Annotated in this window: 4 protein-coding genes; all 4 read left to right on the top strand. The window is 33.5% G+C overall.

The features are described from left to right. Positions 1 to 2,038: JAB domain-containing protein (locus Q0594_RS08060; RefSeq protein WP_298731097.1), on the top strand; the 2,038-nt coding region annotated here is incomplete at its 5' end. Between the two features lie 49 nt (positions 2,039 to 2,087). Continuing rightward, positions 2,088 to 2,495 carry a single-stranded DNA-binding protein gene (locus Q0594_RS08065; protein ID WP_298731098.1) on the top strand — a complete coding sequence of 136 codons (408 nt, stop codon included), beginning with the start codon at positions 2,088 to 2,090 and terminating at the stop codon, positions 2,493 to 2,495. Beyond that, entirely contained in the window at positions 2,488 to 4,770 is a 2,283-nt protein-coding gene (locus Q0594_RS08070) for a VirD4-like conjugal transfer protein, CD1115 family (protein ID WP_298731099.1), read from the top strand. Before Q0594_RS08065 ends, Q0594_RS08070 begins: the two co-directional genes overlap by 8 nt. Positions 4,771 to 4,782: 12 nt before the next feature. After that, on the top strand, positions 4,783 to 5,301 hold a 519-nt coding region (locus Q0594_RS08075), incomplete at its 3' end, for a hypothetical protein (RefSeq protein WP_298731100.1).

A 5,301-nucleotide genomic window follows, 5' to 3' on the forward strand; every position in this document is an offset into this window, starting at 1 on the left:
ACGTTCGATGGCAAATGAAGAAATGACAGATTTGAAAATCGTTAAAATCAAATTAGTAGACGATTATCAGTTAAGTATTGGGGAGAAAATTAATAGTTCAAAAACGGCTTCAGAAGTTGCAATTAAGACGATTGCGAAAGAGGTTGGTTCATTTGATCGAGAAGTTCTTTTCTCGTTAAATCTAACAACAAAAAATGAAGTGATAAATGCTTCGATGATCCATATGGGGTCAATAAATAGTTCAGTAGCTCACCCTAGAGAAATCTTTAAAGCAAGTATTTTATCGAATGCTGCAAAAGTTATCTTATTTCATAACCACCCTTCAGGGGATCTGACACCATCTCAAGCGGATATTGACTTCACAAAACGAATTATCGCTACAGGAGACGTACTTGGAATCGAGGTATTAGATCACCTAGTTGTTAATCAATTGGGAGACTATTTAAGCATTATTAGTGAGTACGATATGACTTTAGATAAGAGTTTGGTTTTAGAAACTGCTACAAGTTGGACTGGCATTAAAGAGGAAATGACAGAACTTGAAATCCCCTCAATTACTGAATCTGAACAAGTACTAACAGGAGAAACAGCACAAGAATCCACTACTTATAAAGGAAAAACAAAAGAAGAAAAGAAACAAGAATTAGAAGCACTATCAAAAGTAGTGCAAGACAAAGTGGATTCCTTTATTCGAAATCCTGAATTAGTTAAAGATTTTCTGTTGTTCAAACGCCAGTTCCCTAACTATTCTGCAAAAAATACAATGCTAATTTATTCTCAAAAGCCAACTGCTTTAGGAGTTGGGGCGTATGGGTTTTGGAAGAAAAAAGGATACCCTGTAAAACGTGGAGAAAAAGGAATTCGAATCTATTCGCCAATGACTTCTGAAATGTTATTGGATTCTAACGGGAAGATTGTTACAACGTTAGAAAAGGCAACAGAAGAAGAAAAAAATCTATTAAAGATTGGGCGTTATACCAAAAGAACGATCGTTAGCGGATATCAACCAAAGGCTGTATTTGACATTTCTCAAACCACAGCACCTTTAGAAAGCTATCCTAAACTTGTTCGTACAGGTTATGAATTAGAAAATATAACAAATTACCAGATTCAAAATATTGCATTAAATAGTTTGATGAAAGAACAGAATATACAATTTGTGGACTATGATAAAGGACGAGTTGGATTAAACACATACGGCTATTATATTCCAGCTTCTGATGAAATTTTCTTACAGCCGGATTTAACTTCTGTTGCACGATTCAAAACATTATCACATGAGCTAGCACATGGAATGTTGCATAAAACAAGTAAATTATCAAAAGAAGCGGAAGAATTTCAAGCACAAATGGTATCTGTTATTGTATCAGATACGCTTCAAATTCCGGTAAAAGATGAAGATTATGGATACATTAAAGATTATTCTGAAAAACTATCAGAAGTAGAAAGAAGAGAATTAACAGAAGAAGTATTAGAGGTTGCTAATCAAATTTTAGAACAATTTGAAAACACACTTCAAAAAGTTCAATCGCAAGAATTTACTAAAGAAGAACAACAGGAATTGGAACGACTAGGATTGTCGGAACGGTCAACGTTATCCTTTACAGATAAATTGGAAGTACTTCAATATCCTGCAAATGATAATCAAAAAATGACACTGGCGAAAAAGATAATTGATGACAGTATTTCAAAACTTCCAAAAGAAGATCAAGAAGTAAAACGAAACGAGGAAGAAGCATTTCTAAGAAATAAAGTGAAAGAAAAACATCCTTATTACCGTATCGGATTGTTAGAAGAAGCGGTTATTAAACAAACAGATTCGCAACAAATTGAAGTAACAATGATTTCAATAAATGGAAAAGAAACAAAACAAGTATTTGATGAAGAAGAGCAAGTAGTTGAATTGCTTCAAAAGAAAGAAGCATTTCCAGCCCCTGAAACCGCAATGAATTATATTAAAATCTCAAACGAAATGAAACATCAACAAGAAAGACACCTTCATCAAAATCAACAAAAAGAACAAGAACGTCAACTATAACCTTTTGCCATTTTGGCAAAAGGTTATTTAAAGAGAAAGGAACAAAACTATGAACATTCAAAATCAAGTTAATTTAGTAGGATATGTAGCTATTGAACCGAGATTCAAAGAAAACGAATCGGAAGACAAGGCGGAGTTGTTTTATACATTAGCTGTTAATCGGAGCTATAAGAATAAGGCTGGAAATTATGAAGTTGATTATATTCCTATCAATGTATTTGGGAAACAAGCTGTGTATCTATCTCAAAAATTACAAAAAGGAACATTCTTAATGGTTAACGGCTCTATTCAGATGACAAAATGGACTGAAGGTAAGAAATCGAATATGTATTTCTACCAACACACATTTAGAGTATTAAACAAAGGGAATAATCCAGCAAAAGAACCAACTGATGAATGGGAAGAACCATTTCCAACAATCGAAACACTGGATTATCTAGGTACATTTAATGATTAATCAATTTATATATAAACAGCTACAAAAGTTAGAAGGGTCAGGAGCATTAACTCTATTGTGGGTTGGGATTTCCAGCACTATTGCTTTAACCTTCTTTAAAGTCTTTGAGTATATTATAAGAGTGATTTTAGGCATCTATCAACAAGCAAGACAATTAAAGAACCAGTTTGAGTTTGATGGATTACTCCCAAAAGAATTGCCAACAATCCCACTCATTCCGGCATTAGTATTATTTGCTTTGTTTTATGCTATATCGTTCTTTGTAGTTTATCGGTACTATAAAAAACTAGAGTTTGCTTATGGAAGTCTAGAAAAAGGTCATAAAGGAACGGGACGATTTACAACCGATAAAGAAATCAAGGAACAGTATAAGGAAATATCAAAGTATGTTGCAAAACCGCAAGTTACTGAAAGCCGTTCTGCAACTACTTTAACCCCTGAACGGCAACAAGCATTAGCACAATTTGAACAAGAAATGGATAGCTATAAGGGAAAAGCTGGTGTTTTAGTAGCACGTATTAAGAATAAACTATATATCGACACAGATGACGCACATAGCTTGATTGTAGGGCGAACACGTTCAGGAAAAACTCAATCAAAAGTACTTACTGATATTGAGATAGCTTCACGCTCTGAAGAAAAACCACATATGATTATTTCTTCCGGGAAATATGAATTACTACAAGGAACGCAAAAAATGTTGAAGCAAAGAGGATATAAAATTAAAGTTCTAAACCTAATTGATATGGAACGTTCAGAACAATATAATCCTTTAACATTAATTGCCAATGCTTACGCAAAAGGAGATTATGACGAAGCAATAGAAATCTGTAAAACCTTCTCATATCCTTTGTATCATAACGAAAATGCAAAAGAACCTGTTTGGGAAGAAACCGCTATGGCTTTAGTCAACGCCTTAATTCTTGCATTATGTCATGAATTTATTGGAGAGGGAGACAACTTTAAACCTGAACAAATACCTTTAGTAAATATGTATAACGTAGCACAAATGCTTAATTCCTTAGGAGAAGCTGAAAATGGCAATAGTTATATGCTTGATGATTACTTTGATTCACTACCATTAGACAATCCAGCAAGATTAGAGTATTCAACAGTTCGAATGTCTACGTCTCAAATGAGGTCATCTATCTTTACTTCAGCACAAGCAAAGATTCGTAATTTTACAGCACGAAGAGTAGCAAAATTAATGGATCAAACGTCCTTTCAATTTGATGAGTTTATAAAAACGAACGATGAGGGAAAAGTAGAACCAATTGCATTGTTTTTAGTCCTTCCTGATTATGTAGAAACAAACTATATTATAGCAACAACATGGCTACAACAATGTTATTATTACTTATCACAATATGCTAGTTTACATGGAGATAGACTACCAAAAAGGATTTTTCATCACTTTGACGAATTTGGGAATATGCCTTCTTTTTCAGGAATTGGTTCAATGTTAACAGTAGGGGCTGGCAGAGGGTTGTTATATAACTTATATATTCAAGATTTATCGCAATTTGATATTAAATACGGAAACGATATAGCACGTTTATTACGTTCTCAATCTATGAATAGATTCTATATTTTGTCAGGTGATAGTGAAACAAGAAGGGAATTTTCTGAATGGTTAGGTTCAAAAGAATATACACAAGCTTCAAGAACAGGTACATTCGCAAGTTTTAATAAAACTATTACAGAAAATGTTGAAACAAGACCTTTGTTAACCCCTGACGAATTAGGTCGACTAAGAGAAGGGGAAATTGTAGTAGAACGTTCTACCAAGAGAACTGACTTAAAAGGGAACAAAATTAGACCGTATCCAATTTTTAATACTGGAGAAGATCATGAATTTGAATATGCCTATAGTTATCTAGGAGATTTGATAAAGAAACTACCGATTACAGAATTAGATCTTCCTCATATTTCTAATGATAATTTACACATGGATGCAAAAGCCTTTGTAGCAAAATTAGAACAATTAAAGATGAATTTTCAAAAGCAAGCACAAGATGAAGAACAGGAAACTCTCAATGTTTCTTCTGAAAAACCAAAAGAACTTAAAGCAACAGATATCTATAGTGGTTATTCAATGCCGTTCCCAGTTACAACGTCATCTAATTTTGATGACCAGACAATTCAAGAACAGAAAGAAGCTTTGAAGAAAAAAGTCAAAGGTACAGCTAATGCTTATCTAATTCCATCTATTGATGAGTTAGAAACTGTGGCTGAATTACAAGAATTTATAAATGAGAACAAACATATTTTTTAGAAAGGAGTATCTATGACAGTAGAAGAAATAAAAGCATCACTAGAAAGCCTATCTCCATTTTTAGAGTTAAGCAATTTCCTTTTAGATTTTATTCGCTTCCTTCTCTGGGGATTATTAAAAATTATTGTGTGGATTGCTGAAAGTATTTCAGGGGTATACGTTGAATTGTTCAAGATATTTGATGTTTTGAAAAACTCTGAAATTACAACAATCGTAAAAGACTATTCTCCTGTTGCATGGACAGTAGGTGGAGTTGCGATTGCCTACTTTGGAATTAGGTATATGCTGAATCCAGAAATGAGATTATCAAAAGGGGTTCGCAATTTCCTGTTCGGAGTATTAATACTAGTTTGCTCTAGCACGATAATGACGTTAGTGTCTGATAGTGCCACAAATATAGCAACAAATTTTAGTGGAGATACAAAGGCAACAGTTGTTTATGAAGTCGTTTCTAAAAACATGACTGACTTATATAAGGTTGATGCAGCAAATGACAAACAACTTGATTCTGCACGCCCCACTATCTCAAAG

Source organism: uncultured Granulicatella sp. (assembly GCF_938030755.1).
Lineage (GTDB): Bacteria > Bacillota > Bacilli > Lactobacillales > Aerococcaceae > Granulicatella.